Raw genomic sequence first — 17,562 nt, 5'->3', positions numbered from 1 at the left:
CAGGCTATCGCTGTCATACAGGGTCGCTGTAAAGGATTCCTTTTTGTGGTAAGACAGGCACCGATTTTTTCAGCCAGTCAAACAGCAACTCAATATTTTTTAGCCTGGGTGAATTAGCTGGCCAGACCAGATAGTAACCGTCGCCGGTGGCAACGGCCTGTTCAAAAGGCAGCGAAAGCAGGCCGTTATTAATGGCTTCGAGGCTCAGCAGAAGATCGCCAACAGAAACGCCATGCCCGCTGATAGCCGCGAGGTTGCCCTGTTCGAGGGTGTCAAAGACCTTACCGCCTGAGAGGTTCAGGCCCGGATATTTGCCGGTTTTCTTGAGCCATCTTCGCCAGTCACGTCGATCGGGAGAAGGGTGAATCAGCTCACAGCCTGCCAGATTGACCTGAGCAGCGGTCTTCAACAGCGGTGTACACACCGGAATTAACCACTCATCAAACAACAGTTTGCTGGCTGTTGTCTCGCCGAAATTGCCATTGCCCAGCAGGATTGCACAGTCATAGGGCTCAAAGCTGAAATCCACCACATCGGTATCCATCCAGACGCTGGTAATTTCCACATGCGGCGTGGCGTTGCTCTCACGAAAGGCGTTCAGCACGTCTAGAAGCCAGCGCATGGTCAGGGTGGAGGGCGCTTTCAGCCGTAGATTGTGATTATTGCTGCGAAAGGCAAAGCAGGCCCGTTCGATACAAAAGAAACCTTCAGTCAGTTGATTTGCCAGCACCCGGCCCGCGTCGGTAACGATGATTCGGGGACCGTTTCGCCTGAACAGTTCGCAGTCAAACCAGGCTTCCAGGGTACGGATATGTCGGCTGATAGCCCCTGGCGTAACATTGAGTAAATCTGCGGCTTTGCTGAATGAGCCGAGCCTTGCTGCTGCCTCAAATGCGCGTAATGCGTAGAGCGGTGGAAGTGACATCATTTTTCTCATTTTGATTTTTTGTCACATTAAGCGCGAGTTTTATCCGTTTTTCAAGTGCTGTCCGGAAATGAATAATTCCGTCCGGCAATCAGGCTTAACAGAGAAACGAGATGGAAGACAGGTTACTCAGCAACGGGGCGATACTCAGGCAGACCGATTTAATGATGCTGCACAGAGATATAGTGGGTGCGCGGGCACGCAAAGGCTGGAGGCTGGACGGATTCAGCGATATCGCTGACAAACTGGAAGACCGGCATTTTCCCTGCTTATTCGCCCGTCATGCATGGAAATCTGAAAGCCTGCTGTTTGGATTTATCAGCCGGCAACAGGCCAGCAGTGAGATGCTCTCGGTGATGAATTTATTTATCAGGCGGACACAGACCCTGCCGGAGGAGCAACGCCTGTACAGCCCGTTGATCCTGATCTTTGAGCAGAACGAATTCTCTTCTCTCGACGAGGCTCACCGGTTCGCATGGCAGCAGTTGCAAATGCTGCATGACCACGATGCCCGTCCCTGGCCGGAACATATTCCTACTTCGCCTGACGAGAGTGCCTGGTCATTCTGTTTTGGTGGCACAGAACTCTTTATCAACATCAGCTGTCCCGGACACGCCCGGCTACGCAGCCGGAATCTCGGCGAAAGGGTGGTATTTGTCATTAACCCCAGGCCCCATTTCGACATTCTTGCCAGTCATCGCGACCCTAAAGGGATCAAAATCCGCGAGAAAATCCGCGCCAGAGTCAGTGATTACAATCAGGGCTATGTGCCTGGTGAACTCGGATTTTATGGCGATGATGGCAGTCTGGAATGGAAACAATATCAGTTAAACGAACCCGGTTCGGCCAGTTTTTCCGGCTGTCCACTTCACATCCATAAGGAAAAAAAATTGCAATGAACATCACTCTTTTGGGGGCGTATATTCTTTCGGTCATGATGCTGCTGCTGACGCCCGGCCCGGTAGTGGCATTGATTACCGGCACGGCTGCCCGTTATGGCTATCGCAGCGCTTTTGCCACGGCGGTGGGCACTAACGGCGCATCGCTGGTGCTTATTGCACTGGCTACGCTGACCCTGAAAGGGGTTGTTTCACTCTCGCCGGTCTGGCTGTGGCTGACCGGCGTGGCCGGATCGCTTTACATTGGCTATACCGCGCTTCAGAGCCTGTTGAGCCGCCCAGCACAGGATGGCCCGACGGTCAAACCGGCAATAAACCACCGCGGCGGCTTCTTTCGCGGCTTCATGACCGGCATTGCCAATCCGAAAGATATTCTGTTCTTCGTCTCTTTCTTCCCACAGTTTATTGCGGTAACGCGTGATTTCAGCACCAGTATCATGACGCTGTGCGTGGTGTGGATTTTCTTCGATTTTGCCATTCTTACGCTCTATATTCTGACGGTTAAACGGTGGATGCCATCCCGTCACGGCAGAACCATTGAGCTGACCTCTTCCCTGTTTTTACTTGGCGTGGCGTTATGTGGGGTGATATACAACGTACTCGAAATAGCGAGCCTGATTTCGCACAGGTCCCTCTGATACAGGAAGCTGACGTGTATTTGTATATTTTTTACCTGGGTGGTAATGCCGGGAAATCGAATATTGAAGTTCATGACATCCAGTTTGTTGCGGCTGACAAGCCGGAAGATGCCTGGCCTGCACTGCGTGAAGCCTGGTTTGGCGACCCCGATAAGATACACATCGATGGTTACGCCAGAGTGAGATGGGCGGATGGTTACACGATCAGTCTGCGCGCGACGCCGCCGGATGATCAGGCCATGCGACTCTGGTTTGTCAACGCCGGAGGTTATCATCCTTCCAGCCTGGCAGAGTTACATGCTTTTGATTTTTTTGTGGCAAAAAACATGAAAGAAGCGAAAGCCCGTGGCCTGGCGAGCCTGCTGAATGGCGCGTTGCAACAGCACAAAGATAACCTTAAAGATGTCGATGACTGCCTGCTGCTGGAAAAGCTCGGCAATCTTTACATCCATCTCACCCCGTCTGAATCCGGTGCGCGGTTTGTGCCGGAATGGCAGGGCTATCAGCCCATCGGCGTCTGACGGGCTAAAGATCAATCACCAGCTCTGGCGACAGGCTTCGCGAGCAGCAAAGTGCAACATATTGCTGCTCTGCTTGTTTTTCGCCTTCTGACTGAACGGTATCCCGGTGATCAACCATCCCCTGCTTCACCGCCGTCAGACAGGCGCCACACATGCCCATTTCACAGGAAAGCGGCACATCAATGCCGTTCTCAATTAACACGCAGGCAATCGACTTTTCCGCCGGTACAACCCACTGCTGGCCTGTGGAAGAGAGGGTGACCGTGAAGTTATCGCCACTTTCACTCGTCGCGGATGACGGTGGTTTGAAGGCTTCGATGTGGATATTTTCTTCCTGCCAGCCAGCGCCGACGGCCGTATCTGCCATCTGTGTCATAAAGCCTTCAGGGCCACAAAGATAGAGATGAGTCTGCGCTGAAGGCTGGCTGAGCGCGGCAGGCGTATGGGTACGTGGACTTTGCCCGTCGCTGCCGGACCAGATTTCACAGGTTCCATGGCGGAAAGCTCTCGATAACGGTGCAAGAAATGCCGCATCGCTTCGCTTGCGGACATAATAATGCAGATGAAAGGGGATGCCACTGGCTTCAAGCGCTTCTGCCATCGCATACAGTGGCGTGATGCCAATCCCCGCAGCCAGCAGAATAACCTTACCGGCGGGTTGCAGAGGAAAGAGATTGCGAGGAGCGGAGATACTGAGGCTCTGCCCAGGACGCAGCACATCATGTATCCAGGCTGAGCCGCCGCGCGACTGCTGTTCCCGCGCTACACAGATCTGGTACTCACCGGGATGACCTGCTGCTCCGGTCAGTGAGTATTGCCGTATCAGATTCTCCCTGAGATAAACATCAATGTGCGCACCTGGCTGCCAGTCAGGCAGCGCCTGCCCGTTCTCTGCAACCAGGCTGATCCCCAGATTGCGATCGCCCTGACGCCATATGCCGTCCACCACTACCTTGATCAGGTTCGTCATCGTTATCTCCCTCAGACCAGGAAAAATTCACCAAAGCCCATACGCTTAAGGCTTCTGCGATAGGCAATCGAGCTGCGATCGGCGGGAATATGCGCCTCCAGTGTCAGATCAAGCGGTAATCTTTCCGGCATCTGGGTTTCCACCATCAGACGATCTTCTTCAAACACCCGCTGGTTGAAGGCATGGACTTCTTCCACGGGAACATGCAGATCAAAGTTCCTCGCTATCGGCGCAAACATGCGGGTTTTTCGCGCTGAAACGGGCGAAGCGGCGTTCATAATGACCAGCCGCGAGTCTCCCGGAAAATGGATAGTCAGCGTGGCGGTAAAGGGAAGATGCATTTCAAAATGGCGTAGCCACTGGAATCCTTCCGTAGCCTGGTGCTGTGCGCTGGCCGGATAGTTGCCAACCGTGCTCCAGTAGTCGACTTCAAAGCCGAATGCCTTTTCAACCGGATTGTATGCGGGCACCACCTGATTATTGGCGTCGGCGAAGGTTTCGGTATGTATCCAGGCAAAATGGGCCACATCAAGAAATCCTTCCACCTGGCGTCCGGCAAAACCGTTTACGTCAAATCCCGGACAGTTAATCTGCTGGAAACCGTCGTCTGTCCAGTGGGGCATTACCGGCAGCAGGGCAGGATTCTCCGCATCCGGGATCATGCAGACCCATACCAGACCATAGCGTTCTTCAACCTGAAAGGTCAGCAGGTTCAGTTTCGCCGGGATGGGCTGATTGGGACTGGAGGGAATACGGTTGCACTTGCCACCTTCACCGAAGCGAAGTCCATGATAAGGACAGACAATGCCCTCTGCGTCATGAAAGCCAAGCGTCAATGGAACGCCGCGATGGGGGCAGATATCACGCGCCACCACGACGTTGTTGTTAATGCGGTAAATCACCAGCGACTCATCGAGCAGCACGGCTTTGGATGGCGCACTGGTGATATCTGATGAACGGGCAACGGGATGCCACTGCTGCGCCAGTCGCAGCCAGTCGTCAGGTTCAAAAGTACAGTGTGCAGGAGGCGTTATTTTGTTCATACCCATATCCCGTGATTCGCTTAGCAGTTTGCCTTTATGTTTGTCCGGATATTGTTAATGCTTTAATGTGTTCTAATCCATCAGCATTAATTCACTGTTGTGTTGCAAAAAAGGAGATAGGCGGGTGATGAGTCCCTTTTCCCGTTTCGCGGTTTATTTTATTGAGGTTGCGCGCAGCGGCAGTTTGCGGAAGGCCGCTGAGAAGCTACACGTCTCCGCCTCGGCGATTAACCGACAGATTTTGCAGGCGGAAGAGAGTTTCGCTATCGCGCTGTTTGAACGTCTGCCGGAAGGAATGCGGATGACAACAGCCGGAGAGCTGCTGTATGGCGACCTGATACGCTGGCAGCGTGAGTTCAGCGTCACCCGTCAACGGTTTGATGAAATTCAGGGGATGAAGCGTGGTCAGGTCAGTGCAGGGCTGGTCCAGGCGCTGACCGAGGGGGATATTGCTGAGGAACTGGCAACGGTTGCGGTTGAAAATGAATGGTTGACGCTAAAACTGGCGGTGGAAAACAGCGCAGAGATTTGCCGGATGATCCGCGATTCTGAGGTTGATTTTGGTCTGATACTCGATCCTGGTGCTGTCACCGGGCTTGAAGTACTGGCTTTTGCCGAACTGGAGATGGGGGTCGTGCTACCTGTCGATCATCAACTGAGCACCAGAACCAGCCTCAGCCTGAGTGAACTGAGCGGTGAACGACATATTATCCCGCAGGCCTCTCTGGTGGTTCACGAACGGGTTATCTCGCTTTATCACCGCAACGGGCAATTTCCGGATAATTTCATCTCCTGCAATGATATTGGTCTTATCCGCAACATGATTATGCAGAAGGCCGGGGTCTGTGTCCTGAGTCGCCTGGATGTGATGACGGATGTCAGGCGAGGGAATCTGCGTTTTGTCCCCCTCCGAAACAGCCAGTTGCGCCCGCTTACGCTGGCATTATGCACCGCACCTTCCCGACAGTTATCGCGAGCGGCTCAGCACGTCATTCAGCGACTTTGTGCGGTAATTGAAGCGCTGCACAGGCATAAAGACTAACAATACAAAAAACATCCAGCGACTTTTACTTAAAACAGGCCCGGACCTGGGCCTGTGTTAACACTTTGATGATGTCAGCAACTGGCAACCAGCGCTTCCAGCTCGGGACGACTGGTCACCTTACTGTCTATTTTTACGTAAGCACTTTTCTCTTCCTGAGCAATAAAGACGGCGGCGACACCGGGTTGTGCGTTTAATCTTTTTTCCAGCGCCGGGATGTCGATGTCATCCCTCAGGACAATACGCAGGCTGCTGACATAAGGCGGCTCCTGCATAGTCCAGCTGAGCAGCAGCCAGCCGGCCGCAATGATTGCACCGACCAGAAACACCGTCTGCGCATCGAAATGACCAAAAATCCAACCGCCGAGGCTGCCGCCAATGGCCACGCCAATAAACTGGCTGGTGGAGTAAAGCCCCATCGCCGTTCCTTTATAACCTGCCGGTGACTCTTTGCTGACCAGCGAAGGCAATATGGCTTCCATCAGGTTGAAACCGATAAAGAACAGCTGTACACCGACCACCAGAGTCCAGAAATGGTTACCTGCTCCCCACAACACCACTTCCGCAATTAACATCAGCGCGACACAGCAGACAAAAACCCGCTTCATCCGGCGCTTCACTTCGGCATAAATGATAAACGGCACCACGCTGCAAAAAGCGATCAGCATGGTAATCAGGTAGACTTTCCAGTGTTGTTCTGCCGGGAAGCCTGCCTGTTCAAATTCTCCAGGCAGGGCGACAAAACTCGACATCAGCAAGATATGCAGACACATAATGCCCACATTCAGCTTCAGCAGACGGCTGTTCATCAGCACTGCTTTAAAGCTGCCTTTTACCATGCCGGATTCACGGTTGAGAAGATGATTGGGTGTCGAGGGCACCACCAACAGGGTAATCAGAATGCCGCTGGTGGCGAGGATAGCAATCATCCAGAACAGTGCATGCAGGCCCAGAGCGTGGGTGATGACAGGTCCCAGCACCATTGCCAGCGCAAAAGTCACGCCAAAGCTGATACCGATAAATGCCATTGCTTTGGTGCGATTCTGTTCGCGGGTCAGGTCGGAAAGTAGCGCCATCACGGCGGCGGCGATAGCGCCTGAGCCTTGCAGGGCACGGCCAAGGATTACACCCCAGATGGAGGTGGTACAGGCGGCAATCACGCTGCCCAAAACAAAGATCAGTAATCCACCCACAATCAATGGCTTGCGTCCAATGCGATCTGACAGCAAACCGAAAGGGATCTGAAAAACAGCCTGCGCCAGGCCGTAGATGCCAATAGCCAGCCCAATTAAGGCTTCACTGGCTCCCTGGAGGGCCATGCCATATGTGGTCAGAACGGGCAAAACCATAAACATGCCCAACATACGCAGAGAAAAAACGGTTCCTAAGCCCCAGGTGGCCCGCAGCTCCACCAGAGTCATTTTGTTATCGTTCATTACAACCTCAAATTATCTGTTATGCGCATTTTATGTGGCAGGGCGGGGTGGGTAAAATTTTTATTAATTAAAGTCGTAACAAAAAGAAAGGGGTGAGCATCGTATGATCCGGATGGCTGACAATCACTGGCACTAAGGGAAGCGACGGACGTCCAGAACGTCGTCGAATGATGTGAAATGGCAGGTTACGTTTCTGCTGTCAGAAACCATTGGCATATTTTATCATCAAGGCTCAGGGTAAACTGAAGTCACTTTTCACTGGATTTCAGGCAAAAAAAAGGGCACCCGGTGCCCTTATTGAAACAGGATTTAACTCACATCAGGTAAGTCAGCAGGTCTTTTGATGCTGGCGTCATAAAGTCTACCGACATCATCACGCTCAGAGCAGTAATGGCGACAATTGAGAAGACAAACAGCTTTCTGGCCCAGACGCGATCGTTCTGCGTCTTATAGCCTGACAACGCCATCCCCAGCCACCACACGCTGACCGCTGCGGCGACCACCAGATATTTGTAGCCCGCATAGCCCACCAGAGTCAGCATTAACGTGGCAATCATAAACGCCAGGATGTACAGCGTGATATGGTTTTTAGCAACGGAAATGCCTTTCACCACCGGTAACACCGGGATATTGGCCGCCTGATAGTCTTTAAAACGGAAGATGGCAATGGCGTATGAATGCGGCATCTGCCACAGGCTGAAAATCGCCAGCAGAATCAACGCACCGGCATCAAACTGACCGGACACAGCGCAGTAGCCAATGACCGGCGGCGCAGCGCCTGACAGGCTACCAATCAGCGTTCCGTAAACAGAGTTACGCTTCATATACAGGCTGTAGACGCCGACATACACCACAAAGCCCATGACCGCCAGCCACATGGCCAGCGGGTTAGCTCCGAAATACAGCAGCGCAAATCCTGCAATACCCAAAAAGGTGGCATAAACCAGGGATGCTGTCGGAGAAATGAGGCCTTTAACCAGCACCCGATTTTTGGTTCTCTCCATTTTTACGTCGATGTCACGGTCAATAAAGTTGTTATAAACACAACCCGATGCGACCACCAGCGAGACGCCAACTAAGGTGAAGAGAAACAGGGCGTAATCAATATGGCCTTTAGAGGCCAGCAGAAACCCCCCGATAACAGAAATCAGATTTCCGAAAATAATTCCTGGTTTTGTTACTTGCAGGTATTGCTTTATCATCACAGGTAGCTCGGTTAGTTAGCCATCATGTTGTAGTTGAGGTTCCACATGATCCATAGCGAGCCAACAACAACTATCAAGATGATGATTGCGGCAAAGACAATCGCCACAAGGTTCCATCTCTCTTCAGAAGAGGTGTTAAGGTGCAGGAAGTACACCAGATGCACCAGCACCTGGACCACGGCACACACCAGCACCACACCAAGAATGGTTGCTTTAGAAGCACCGCCATCCATCACCATCCAGAACGGGATTGCCGTCAGAATGATCGACAGAATAAAGCCGATCATATAAGACTTCACGCTACCGTGTGATGCACCATGTTCGTTTGCAGAATGACTCATTACATGGCTCCCATCAGGTAGACAATGGTGAATACGCAAATCCAGACAACATCCAGGAAGTGCCAGAACAGGCTCAGGCACATCACGCGAGTACGGTTGGTATCAGACAGACCATGACGGGAAATCTGATACATCAGCACGGCCATCCAGATAAGACCTGAGGTTACGTGCAGACCGTGAGTACCAACCAGCGTGAAGAATGCCGACAGGAAGCCGCTGCGCTGCGGGCCGAAGCCTTCCATAATCAGATGATGGAATTCATAGATTTCCATCCCGATAAAGCCCAGACCAAACAGGAAGGTCAGTGCCAGCCAGCCAATAACCGCCCCTTTGCTGCCTTTGTTCATGTTGATAACAGCAAAGCCATAGGTAATGGAGCTCAACAGCAGCAGCGCCGTTTCGACCAGAACGAAGGGCAGTTCAAAAATATCTTTACCTGCGGGACCACCCGCCGTGCTGTTTACCATTACGCCGTAAGTGGCAAACAGGGTGGCGAAGATGATGCAGTCGCTCATCAGGTAGATCCAGAAGCCAAAAACCTTGTTGGCTCCTGCATCGTGATGCCCATGCTCCGCATGGGCGTCGTGGTGTTTAGCCAGAGTTTCAGTTGACATTTTTCAGACCTGCTTTGCTAATTTCGTCAAAGTGCTGATTCTCGATTTTTTCGATTTCGGCAACGGGAACGTAGTAATCAACGTCCTGATCAAAGCTCTTGATGACCCAGGAGACAATCATGCCAAGGAATGACAGACCCACCAGCCACCAGATGTGCCAGATAGCGGCGAAACCAAATACCAGGCTGAATGCACCGATCACCACACCTGCGCCGCTGTTTTTCGGCATGTGAATCTCGGCATACTGAGCAGGCTGTTTGTAAGCTTCACCTTTTTCTTTCATTTCCCAGAACGCATCGCGCTCGTGGATAACCGGCACTTCAGCAAAGTTATAGAACGGTGGTGGTGAAGAGGTTGCCCACTCCAGCGTACGTCCGCCCCATGGATCGCCTGTCAGATCGCGCAGTTGCTCACGGTCACGGACAGAAACCCAGAACTGAATCACCTGGCAGAGCACGCCACAGGCGATCAGCGCGGCACCACAGGCAGCCACCACCAGCAATGGATGGAACTGCGGGTCAATGTTCTGGCTCAGACGACGGGTCATGCCCATAAAGCCGAGTGCATACAGCGGCATAAAGGCAACAAAGAAGCCGATAATCCAGAACCAGAAGGCACGGATGCCCCATTTTTCGTTCAGGCAGAAACCAAAGGCTTTCGGGAACCAGTAGGTCACGCCGGCAAAGCAGCCAAATACCACACCACCAATAATGACGTTATGGAAGTGAGCAATCAGGAACAAACTGTTGTGCAGAACGAAGTCAGCACCTGGCACTGCCAGCAGTACCCCGGTCATTCCCCCAACGGAGAAGGTGACGAGGAAGCCGACGGTCCACAGCATGGCAGAGTGCATCTGAATGCGTCCCTGGTACATGGTGAACAGCCAGTTAAAGATTTTTACGCCGGTCGGAATGGCGATGATCATCGTCATAATACCGAAGAAGGCATTCACGTTGGCACCCGCACCCATGGTGAAGAAGTGGTGCAGCCAGACGATAAAGGACAGGATGGTAATAACGATCGTTGCCCATACCAGCGAGGTGTAACCAAACAGACGCTTTTTGGAGAAGGTTGCCACTACTTCGGAGAACACACCGAACACCGGCAGCACCAGAATGTACACTTCCGGATGACCCCATACCCAAATCAGGTTGACGTACATCATCATGTTGCCGCCCATTTCGTTAGTGAAGAAATGGAAGCCCAGATAACGGTCAAGAGTCAGCAGCGCCAGCGTCACGGTCAGTACCGGGAAGGCGGCGATAATCAATACGTTGGTGCAGAGAGATGCCCAGGTAAATACCGGCATCTTGAACATAGTCATGCCTGGCGCACGCATTTTCAGGATAGTAACGAAGAAGTTAATCCCGGTTAATGTCGTACCAATACCCGACAGCTGGAGACTCCATATCCAGTAGTCAACGCCTACCCCCGGACTGTATTCCGCGCCGGAGAGGGGAGGGTAGGCCAGCCAGCCGGTCTGAGCAAATTCGCCCACGCCCAGCGACAGGTTAACCAGCACCACGCCCACAGCCGTGAACCAGAAGCTCAGGTTGTTAAGGAACGGGAAAGCAACGTCGCGCGCACCGATCTGCAAAGGAACGGCGATATTCATCAGGCCGACCACGAATGGCATCGCCACGAAGAAGATCATGATCACGCCGTGGGCGGTGAAAATCTGATCATAGTGATGGGGCGGCAGGAATCCGGCCTCACCCGCAGAAGCCAGCACCTGCTGGCTACGCATCATCACTGCATCGGCAAAGCCACGCAGCAGCATGACGAAGGCCATGATGATATACATGATACCGAGTTTCTTGTGGTCAACAGACGTCAGCCATTCTGACCACAGGTATTGCCACTTACCGAAATAAGTGATTGCTCCAGCAATAGCCAGTCCACCAAGTAGGATGGCGGCAACCGTCACCACGATAATCGGTTCGTGGTACGGAACTGCATCAAGGGTTAATTTTCCCAACATCGTATTATTCCTCGGCTCCCGCGTGAGAGGCTTCGCTCATGTCCATGCCTTCGTGTCCGGGCATGTCCATTTTCCCGTGGCTCATCTTGAACTTGCCAATAACTTGTTTAAACAGTTCAGGATTAGCAGCAGAGTAGAACTCAACCGGATGGTTTTCGCTCGGCGCAGCCAGTTTCTCAAAATCATCCATTGTCATAAGCGTGTTGGATGATTGTTTTGCTTTTGCAACCCATTGATCAAAGGCAGCCTGATCCGGGGTGGCAATCGCTTTAAACTTCATACCGGAGAAGCCTCGACCGCTGAAGTTAGCGGAGATACCGTCAAATGTACCAGGTTCGTTGGCAATCAGATGCAGTTTGGTCTGCATTCCTGCCATCGCGTAAATCTGGCTACCCAGCGTTGGGATGAAGAAGGAGTTCATCACGGTGTTTGAGGTGATCTTGAAATTTACTGGCGTATTGGCCGGGAAAGCGATCTGATTGACGGTAGCGATACCCTGTTTCGGGTAAATGAACAGCCATTTCCAGTCCAGTGCCACCACATCGATTTCAACCGGCTCGACATTGGATGCCAGCGGTTTGCTCGGCTCAAGCGCGTGAGTTGATTTCCACGTCAGAACGCCAAGGAAGAGAATAATCAAAATGGGAACGGTCCAGACCACGGCTTCCACTTTATTAGAGTGTGACCAGTTCGGACTGTATTTGGCTTCAGTATTCGATGCCCGATATTTCCAGGCGAAGACCACGGCCATCAAGACTGCCGGAATTACGACGATCATCATCAAGCCGAAGGCTGTCAGTATCAGCGAACGTTGCTCCAGTGCAATCTGTCCTTTGGGATTTAACAATGCACTATCACAGCCACTTAACAATAAAGTGCCTGCAATTAATGACAAAATCCCCAAACTTTTATTGTATTTCCTGAGTCTCATTTAACGACCTCAATGACAAGGGCTCTATTGTCGTTTAAGTGTGGCGGCATTTTACGGGAAGGTTTCATTACTGTAAACCAGCAGAAACTTGTGTCAGCGGCGTGTAGACACCTTTTGCAAAGGCTGTCACAGATGTTGCTTTAGGTGACAAAATATTAATAAACGCAGGGGGTTGGCATGAATATAACAAAAAATGATGTGAAAACCCTTTATGAAAAAGCGGTTGCTATAACCAGAGAATTTACCACTCAAATATTTAACAAATCTGCATCATTTAATGGGGAAAATTAAAGCGGAATAATAACGCACCGGTTTTTAATATTCTCTTTGAAATGGGGTAAAACTGTAAAATCTTTTAAGAAATAACCTGGCGTGCGACCGATTACGCCAGCGGGAAAAATGTTAACAATTGCTGATTACCCGTCAGCATGGTCACATTGGCTGACCAGAAAGCGTGCAATTTGCCAGGTTTTATATCAGCCTGCATCAGGCCAATTCGTCCTTCATTTCGCGTCCTTCGCCCGGATTTTTCCGCGCTGGAACCGCAGCGTACAGCCAGATTTCTCCGGCAATATCCGGATTGTGGCGGAGATCACTTTCTGATGACATCCGTTATCATTTCACCATTGACAACAGGCAAAAGTGATTACCATTATGTATTCCGCTATATAGCGAACGATTTACTGGAGCTGATATGGATATCACCCGACGTCGACTCGCTGGCTTTCTCGCTGCCAGCACCCTGCTTTCGGTTCTGCCCGCACACCTCCTGGCCGCTGAACCTGGTCTGTTCATTTTTGGCAGGCTTCCTCCTCCTTCACGTATTCACACTGTGCTGAGCGCCGGTGCGCCCGGTGATCCCCTGCTGCTGGCGCTGGCGGCAGAAAAACTGGTCGGATTGTCTTTTTATCAACTGGCACAGCCGGGTAATGAATTTTTGCCAGAGAAGATGCGCCGGTTGCCCAAAACGGGTCGCCTGGCGGGCAGAGCCAGCACCCTGTCACTGGAACGGGTAATGGCAATCGCGCCGGATGTGATTATTGATTGTGGTATGACCGATGCCACGTATCTCTCTCTGGCGGGGCGGGTCAGTGCGCAAACCGGTATCCCGTGGGTGTTGGTGGAAGGCGGTCTGGCCTCCACCCCACGCCAGTTGCGACAGCTGGGCGCGCTACTTGGGGTGGCTGACAGGGCTGAGAGACAGGCCCGGCTGGCAGAACGTTTCCTCAACGAGGCAGCGGATTTTGCCGCCCGGCAGACGGTCAGGCGCACATTTTATTCGGCTCGCGGGTTGAAAGGGCAGGAAACCGGGCTGGAAGGCTCATTACACACGGCCGCCGCTGAGTTTCTTGGGCTGGAAAATGTCGCAAAACAGGTGGGCCAATCCCGCCTTGCTCAGGTATCCATGGAGCAGTTGCTGGACTGGCAACCGGAGCTGGTGATCACCCAAAGTCGTCCGGCCTGGCAACACATCACCCGTGATCCCCTCTGGCAGCAGATCAGCGCAGTACAGCACCAACAGGTGTTGCTGTTACCCCATCATCCATTCGGCTGGCTGGACGCGCCGCCCGGGGTAAACCGACTGATGGGATTACGTCGTTTACATGCCCATTTTGACCCACAGATAAAAGCCCGGCTTGCCGGGGATCTTGCGCTGTTTTTCAGGGTGTTCTGGCAGTCTGAGCCGCAGAGCAGTCAGTGGCAGCAATGGCTGAATACCGTATGAGCCGGGTTCTGATTTGGCTGTCTGCCGCAGCGGGCCTGCTGTTTTGCCTGGCTATTTCGCTGGGGACCGGGGCATTTCCGCTGACGCTGACGCAAATGATCGGCCTGGTTTTTAATCCGGAGGTAACGACTCAGCCACCACAACTGGCGGTAGTTTTCTGGCAAATCCGTCTGCCGCGAGTGTTGGCCGCGTTACTGATTGGGGCGGGTTTGTCGGCTGCCGGTGCGGCCTATCAGGGGATCTTTCGCAACCCTTTAGTCTCACCGGATATTCTCGGCGTTGCCGCCGGAGCCGGACTGGGTGCCAGTCTGGCTATCTGGCTGGCGATGCCGATGATGATTGTTCAGTTGCTGGCCTTTATCGGCGGGTTACTGACTGTCACCTTCTCCAGTCTGATTGCGGGCACGGTTCGCCGTCATGATGCGGTGTTGTCGCTGGTGCTGGTCGGTATGGCAATGGCCTCGTTGTGCGGCGCGGCCATTTCGCTGATTAAGATTATTGCCGATCCCTATACGCAGCTGGCCACCATCACCTTCTGGCTGCTGGGAGGACTGTCGGCGATTACTCCGGATGATCTGAGCGTGGCGGCCGCGGGGATCATCAGCGGATTATTTCCTTTATTGCTGCTGCGCTGGCGCATCAACCTGCTCAGTCTGCCGGATGAAGAAGCACAGTCGCTGGGAATGAATGTCTCTGGCCTGCGCGTCCTGTTTATCGTTAGTGCCACCCTGGTGACGGCCAGTGCGGTTTCCATTGCCGGAATCATCGGTTGGGTGGGGCTGGTGGTGCCGCATATTTGTCGGCTGATAGTGGGAGCCAGTTATCTGCGGCTGCTTCCGGCTTCTTTGTATGCAGGCGGGATTTTTTTGCTGCTGACTGACACCCTGGCACGAAGTATCGGGGCCATAGAGTTGCCGCTGGGGATCCTGACTTCTGCTGTGGGAGCCCCCTTTTTTCTGCTGTTGCTGCTTCAGGGAGGGAGAAAATGACCTTAGTTAAGTTTGATCGCGTAAGCCTGGGTTATCAGGATGTCAGCATCCTGCATGAGGTGAATTTCAGTATCCGCTCAGGGGAGGTCTGTTGCCTGTTAGGCGGAAACGGCAGCGGGAAAAGTACCCTGTTGCGTAGCGTGGCGGGTGTGCTGAAGCCGCTGGCCGGTGAGATTATCCTTGCCGGAAAAAAACTGCGCGAGTGGTCAGCCAGACAGCGGGCCGGGATGGTTGCCTGGGTGCCTCAGTCGCATACCAGTCCGTTTGCTTTCAGCGTGCTGGATATGGTGATGATGGGGAGCGTCGCCGGACTGGGCAGGTTGGCATCGCCCGGAGCAAAGCAGCGGCAACAGGCGCGTGACACCCTCGCCGCGCTGGGGATTGCCGGACTGGAACAGCGTCTTTATTCCACCCTGAGTGGCGGCCAGCGTCAGCTGGTAATGATTGCCCGTGCGCTGGTGCAGCAGCCTGTGCTGATGCTGTTGGATGAACCCGCTTCCAGCCTGGATTTTGGTCATCAGATTGCCCTGCTGGAGAAAATCCGTCAGCTGAAAGTCAGCGGAATGACGTTGCTGATTGCCACTCATCACCCTGTTCATGCGCGGATCATTGCCGATCGGGTGGCGTTTGTCAGTCCCACGGCAGGCGTACAGGTGGGATCGCCGGATGTCATGTTAACCAGTTCCTCGCTGGCGCATCTTTATCAGGTAAAGGCAGAAGAGATCTGCCGGCATCTGAATCTGCACGATCGACCGCGGGAGAAAATATCATGCTGATTGATAATATTGATTTCGCTGCGCTTTACCAGCAGCAGCTGCGACAGGCAAAACGCAGCGAAAAAAGTCCGCAGTACTGGGACAGCAGAGCCGTAGAAATGGCGGTCAGCTGCGCCCGCCCTGACAGTCCCTATCTGCAACAATTGCTTTCGCGCATTGATTTCACCGGAGCCACCACGCTGCTGGATGCGGGATGTGGGCCAGGAACGGTCTGCCTGCATGTCGCTTCACGATTGCAGCAGGTATGGGGAATCGATTACAGCGCAGGGATGCTGGCGGTCGCCAGGCAGAAGGCGGCCGCAATGGGATTAAACAACGTTACCTTGCTGCACCGTGCCTGGGAGGACAGCTGGCACGATGTGCCGGTGTGTGATATTGCGGTCGCATCGCGCTCCACGCTGGTCGGCGATCTGCGTGCGGCCATGTTAAAGCTGAATCAACATGCCCGTCTGTGGGTCGTTACCACTCACAGCGTCAGTGGCTTTTTTGGTTCGACGTGCTCAGCGGGGGAGGGAAACAAGGATGATGAGCTGCCCAACTATATCTATGCGGTTAACGTGCTCTGGCAGATGGGTATTCAGGCGCAGGTGGATTTTATCCGCGACCCTGCGCATCGCGACTGGGCGGTGCTCTCCTGGCAACCGCAACGCTGTGCTTTACGGGAGGCAGAATGATTTTTATACCCGACGCTCAGCTTGACCTGTGGTTGCTGGAGGATATCCAGGGGGGTGATTTGACCTGCCGGGCGTTGGGTATTGGCGGGCAGCGGGGGAGAATGACCTTTATTCACCGGCAGGGCGGCTGTGTCAGTGCGCTGGCTCTGGCACAACGCATACTCAAGCGTCTGGATCTGCATATTGAATATGCGGTCAGTGATGGTGAGGTGGTGGCAGCAGGGGCCAGCCTGCTGTGTGCAACCGGCCAGGCAGCGGCTCTGCATCAGGGATGGAAAGCAGTCCAGAATCTGCTCGAGTGGAGCTGTGGCGTGGCAAATTATGTTTATCAGCTACGCCAGCGGCTGCAACGTTATGTGGCACACGGGCAGATCGCCTGTACCCGTAAAATCATCCCCGGCACCCGGCTGCTGTCGATGCAGGCAGTGCTGGACGGTGGCGGCATTATTCATCGTGCAGGATGCGCGGAAACGGTGCTGCTGTTCGCCAACCATCGCCGTTTTTACCCTCAGCCACAGGACTGGGGGGCGATGATGGTCAGACTGCGCCAGCAGGCACCGGAAAAGGCGATCGTTGTTGAAGTCGCCACCCCGGAGGAGGCAGAGACGGCCTTGCAGGCTCTGCCGGATGTGTTGCAAATGGACAAGTTCACCACGCAGCAGGTATTACAGCTACAGCCGCTTGCGGCAAGAATTGCGCCTTCCTGTCGGCTTGCCGTTGCGGGGGGGATTACGCTGGATAACGTTGAAGCCTGGGCGCAGACCGGTGTGGGGTTGCTGGTGACTTCGGCGCCTTATCATGCGGCTCCGGCAGATCTTGCTGTGGTGATGGAACCCTCAGACGGATAACGC

19 protein-coding genes are annotated in these 17,562 nt (G+C 53.4%); 9 read left to right on the top strand and 10 right to left on the bottom strand.

Going from position 1 to position 17,562, the window contains the following annotated elements; genetic code table 11:
- Positions 1–13: 13 nt before the first annotated feature.
- Complete coding sequence (locus tag BG55_RS01425; RefSeq protein WP_034933497.1) at positions 14–925, bottom strand: LysR family transcriptional regulator; 912 nt, start codon at positions 923–925, stop codon at positions 14–16.
- Positions 926–1,038: 113 nt separating this feature from the next.
- Here BG55_RS01425 and BG55_RS01420 point away from each other — a divergent pair, with 113 nt between their 5' ends.
- The 3 genes from BG55_RS01420 to BG55_RS01410 are packed head-to-tail and all read left to right on the top strand — an operon-like array spanning position 1,039 to position 2,983.
- Positions 1,039–1,824: a YqcI/YcgG family protein gene (locus BG55_RS01420; protein WP_034933494.1), complete on the top strand. Its 786-nt coding sequence runs from the start codon at positions 1,039–1,041 to the stop codon at positions 1,822–1,824.
- Complete coding sequence (locus tag BG55_RS01415; RefSeq protein ID WP_034933491.1) at positions 1,821–2,462, top strand: LysE family translocator; 642 nt, start codon at positions 1,821–1,823, stop codon at positions 2,460–2,462. Before BG55_RS01420 ends, BG55_RS01415 begins: the two co-directional genes overlap by 4 nt.
- A gap of 14 nt (positions 2,463–2,476) precedes the next feature.
- A complete protein-coding gene (locus BG55_RS01410) occupies positions 2,477–2,983 on the top strand; it encodes a DUF1543 domain-containing protein (protein ID WP_034933490.1) in 507 nt (168 codons plus the stop codon).
- A gap of 4 nt (positions 2,984–2,987) precedes the next feature.
- Here BG55_RS01410 and BG55_RS01405 read toward each other — a convergent pair whose 3' ends face one another.
- Both BG55_RS01405 and hpxD read right to left on the bottom strand, forming a co-directional pair.
- Positions 2,988–3,953 (bottom strand): PDR/VanB family oxidoreductase, encoded by a 966-nt coding sequence (locus BG55_RS01405; protein WP_034933488.1) that lies wholly within the window; start codon positions 3,951–3,953, stop codon positions 2,988–2,990.
- An 11-nt stretch (positions 3,954–3,964) separates the two neighbouring features.
- A complete protein-coding gene (gene hpxD, locus BG55_RS01400) occupies positions 3,965–5,002 on the bottom strand; it encodes a molybdenum cofactor-independent xanthine hydroxylase subunit HpxD (protein ID WP_420889600.1) in 1,038 nt (345 codons plus the stop codon).
- A 121-nt stretch (positions 5,003–5,123) separates the two neighbouring features.
- Here hpxD and BG55_RS01395 point away from each other — a divergent pair, with 121 nt between their 5' ends.
- Complete coding sequence (locus BG55_RS01395) at positions 5,124–6,038, top strand: LysR family transcriptional regulator (protein WP_034933486.1); 915 nt, start codon at positions 5,124–5,126, stop codon at positions 6,036–6,038.
- A gap of 74 nt (positions 6,039–6,112) precedes the next feature.
- Here the strand turns inward: BG55_RS01395 and BG55_RS01390 are convergent, their stop codons facing one another.
- The 7 genes from BG55_RS01390 to BG55_RS23365 all read right to left on the bottom strand — a co-directional run bounded on the left by BG55_RS01390 (position 6,113) and on the right by BG55_RS23365 (position 13,155).
- Positions 6,113–7,474 carry an MFS transporter gene (locus BG55_RS01390; RefSeq protein ID WP_034933483.1) on the bottom strand — a complete coding sequence of 454 codons (1,362 nt, stop codon included), beginning with the start codon at positions 7,472–7,474 and terminating at the stop codon, positions 6,113–6,115.
- A 314-nt stretch (positions 7,475–7,788) separates the two neighbouring features.
- Positions 7,789–8,676: a heme o synthase gene (cyoE, locus tag BG55_RS01385; RefSeq protein WP_034933482.1), complete on the bottom strand. Its 888-nt coding sequence runs from the start codon at positions 8,674–8,676 to the stop codon at positions 7,789–7,791.
- A 14-nt stretch (positions 8,677–8,690) separates the two neighbouring features.
- Complete coding sequence (locus tag BG55_RS01380; protein WP_034889739.1) at positions 8,691–9,020, bottom strand: cytochrome o ubiquinol oxidase subunit IV; 330 nt, start codon at positions 9,018–9,020, stop codon at positions 8,691–8,693.
- Positions 9,020–9,634, bottom strand: coding sequence for a cytochrome o ubiquinol oxidase subunit III (locus tag BG55_RS01375; RefSeq protein WP_034933480.1), 615 nt, complete (start codon positions 9,632–9,634; stop codon positions 9,020–9,022). The genes BG55_RS01380 and BG55_RS01375 overlap by 1 nt, the downstream gene beginning before the upstream one ends.
- The gene (cyoB, locus tag BG55_RS01370; protein ID WP_034933478.1) at positions 9,624–11,615 is read right to left on the bottom strand and encodes a cytochrome o ubiquinol oxidase subunit I; all 1,992 of its coding nucleotides are present in this window, start codon (positions 11,613–11,615) and stop codon (positions 9,624–9,626) included. The genes BG55_RS01375 and cyoB overlap by 11 nt, the downstream gene beginning before the upstream one ends.
- Positions 11,616–11,619: 4 nt before the next feature.
- Entirely contained in the window at positions 11,620–12,546 is a 927-nt protein-coding gene (gene cyoA, locus BG55_RS01365) for a cytochrome o ubiquinol oxidase subunit II (RefSeq protein ID WP_034933477.1), read from the bottom strand.
- Between the two features lie 486 nt (positions 12,547–13,032).
- On the bottom strand, positions 13,033–13,155 hold the full coding sequence (locus BG55_RS23365) for a hypothetical protein (RefSeq protein WP_268745043.1): 123 nt from the start codon (positions 13,153–13,155) through the stop codon (positions 13,033–13,035).
- 85 nt (positions 13,156–13,240) lie between these two features.
- Between BG55_RS23365 and BG55_RS01360 the strand changes: the two genes are divergently transcribed.
- The 5 genes from BG55_RS01360 to modD are packed head-to-tail and all read left to right on the top strand — an operon-like array spanning position 13,241 to position 17,559.
- Positions 13,241–14,272: an ABC transporter substrate-binding protein gene (locus BG55_RS01360; protein ID WP_034933475.1), complete on the top strand. Its 1,032-nt coding sequence runs from the start codon at positions 13,241–13,243 to the stop codon at positions 14,270–14,272.
- Positions 14,254–15,261 (top strand): FecCD family ABC transporter permease, encoded by a 1,008-nt coding sequence (locus BG55_RS01355; RefSeq protein ID WP_152542577.1) that lies wholly within the window; start codon positions 14,254–14,256, stop codon positions 15,259–15,261. Before BG55_RS01360 ends, BG55_RS01355 begins: the two co-directional genes overlap by 19 nt.
- On the top strand, positions 15,258–16,037 hold the full coding sequence (locus tag BG55_RS01350) for an ABC transporter ATP-binding protein (protein WP_034933472.1): 780 nt from the start codon (positions 15,258–15,260) through the stop codon (positions 16,035–16,037). Before BG55_RS01355 ends, BG55_RS01350 begins: the two co-directional genes overlap by 4 nt.
- Entirely contained in the window at positions 16,031–16,711 is a 681-nt protein-coding gene (locus BG55_RS01345; RefSeq protein WP_034933470.1) for a class I SAM-dependent methyltransferase, read from the top strand. The genes BG55_RS01350 and BG55_RS01345 overlap by 7 nt, the downstream gene beginning before the upstream one ends.
- The gene (gene modD, locus BG55_RS01340) at positions 16,708–17,559 is read left to right on the top strand and encodes a ModD protein (protein WP_034933469.1); all 852 of its coding nucleotides are present in this window, start codon (positions 16,708–16,710) and stop codon (positions 17,557–17,559) included. The genes BG55_RS01345 and modD overlap by 4 nt, the downstream gene beginning before the upstream one ends.
- Positions 17,560–17,562: the final 3 nt, after the last annotated feature.

Source organism: Erwinia mallotivora (genome assembly GCF_000590885.1).
In the GTDB taxonomy this organism is placed as follows: Bacteria; Pseudomonadota; Gammaproteobacteria; order Enterobacterales; family Enterobacteriaceae; genus Erwinia; species Erwinia mallotivora.
Note: the sequence above shows the minus strand (reverse complement) of the source record. Positions and strands in the feature narration are given on the sequence as shown.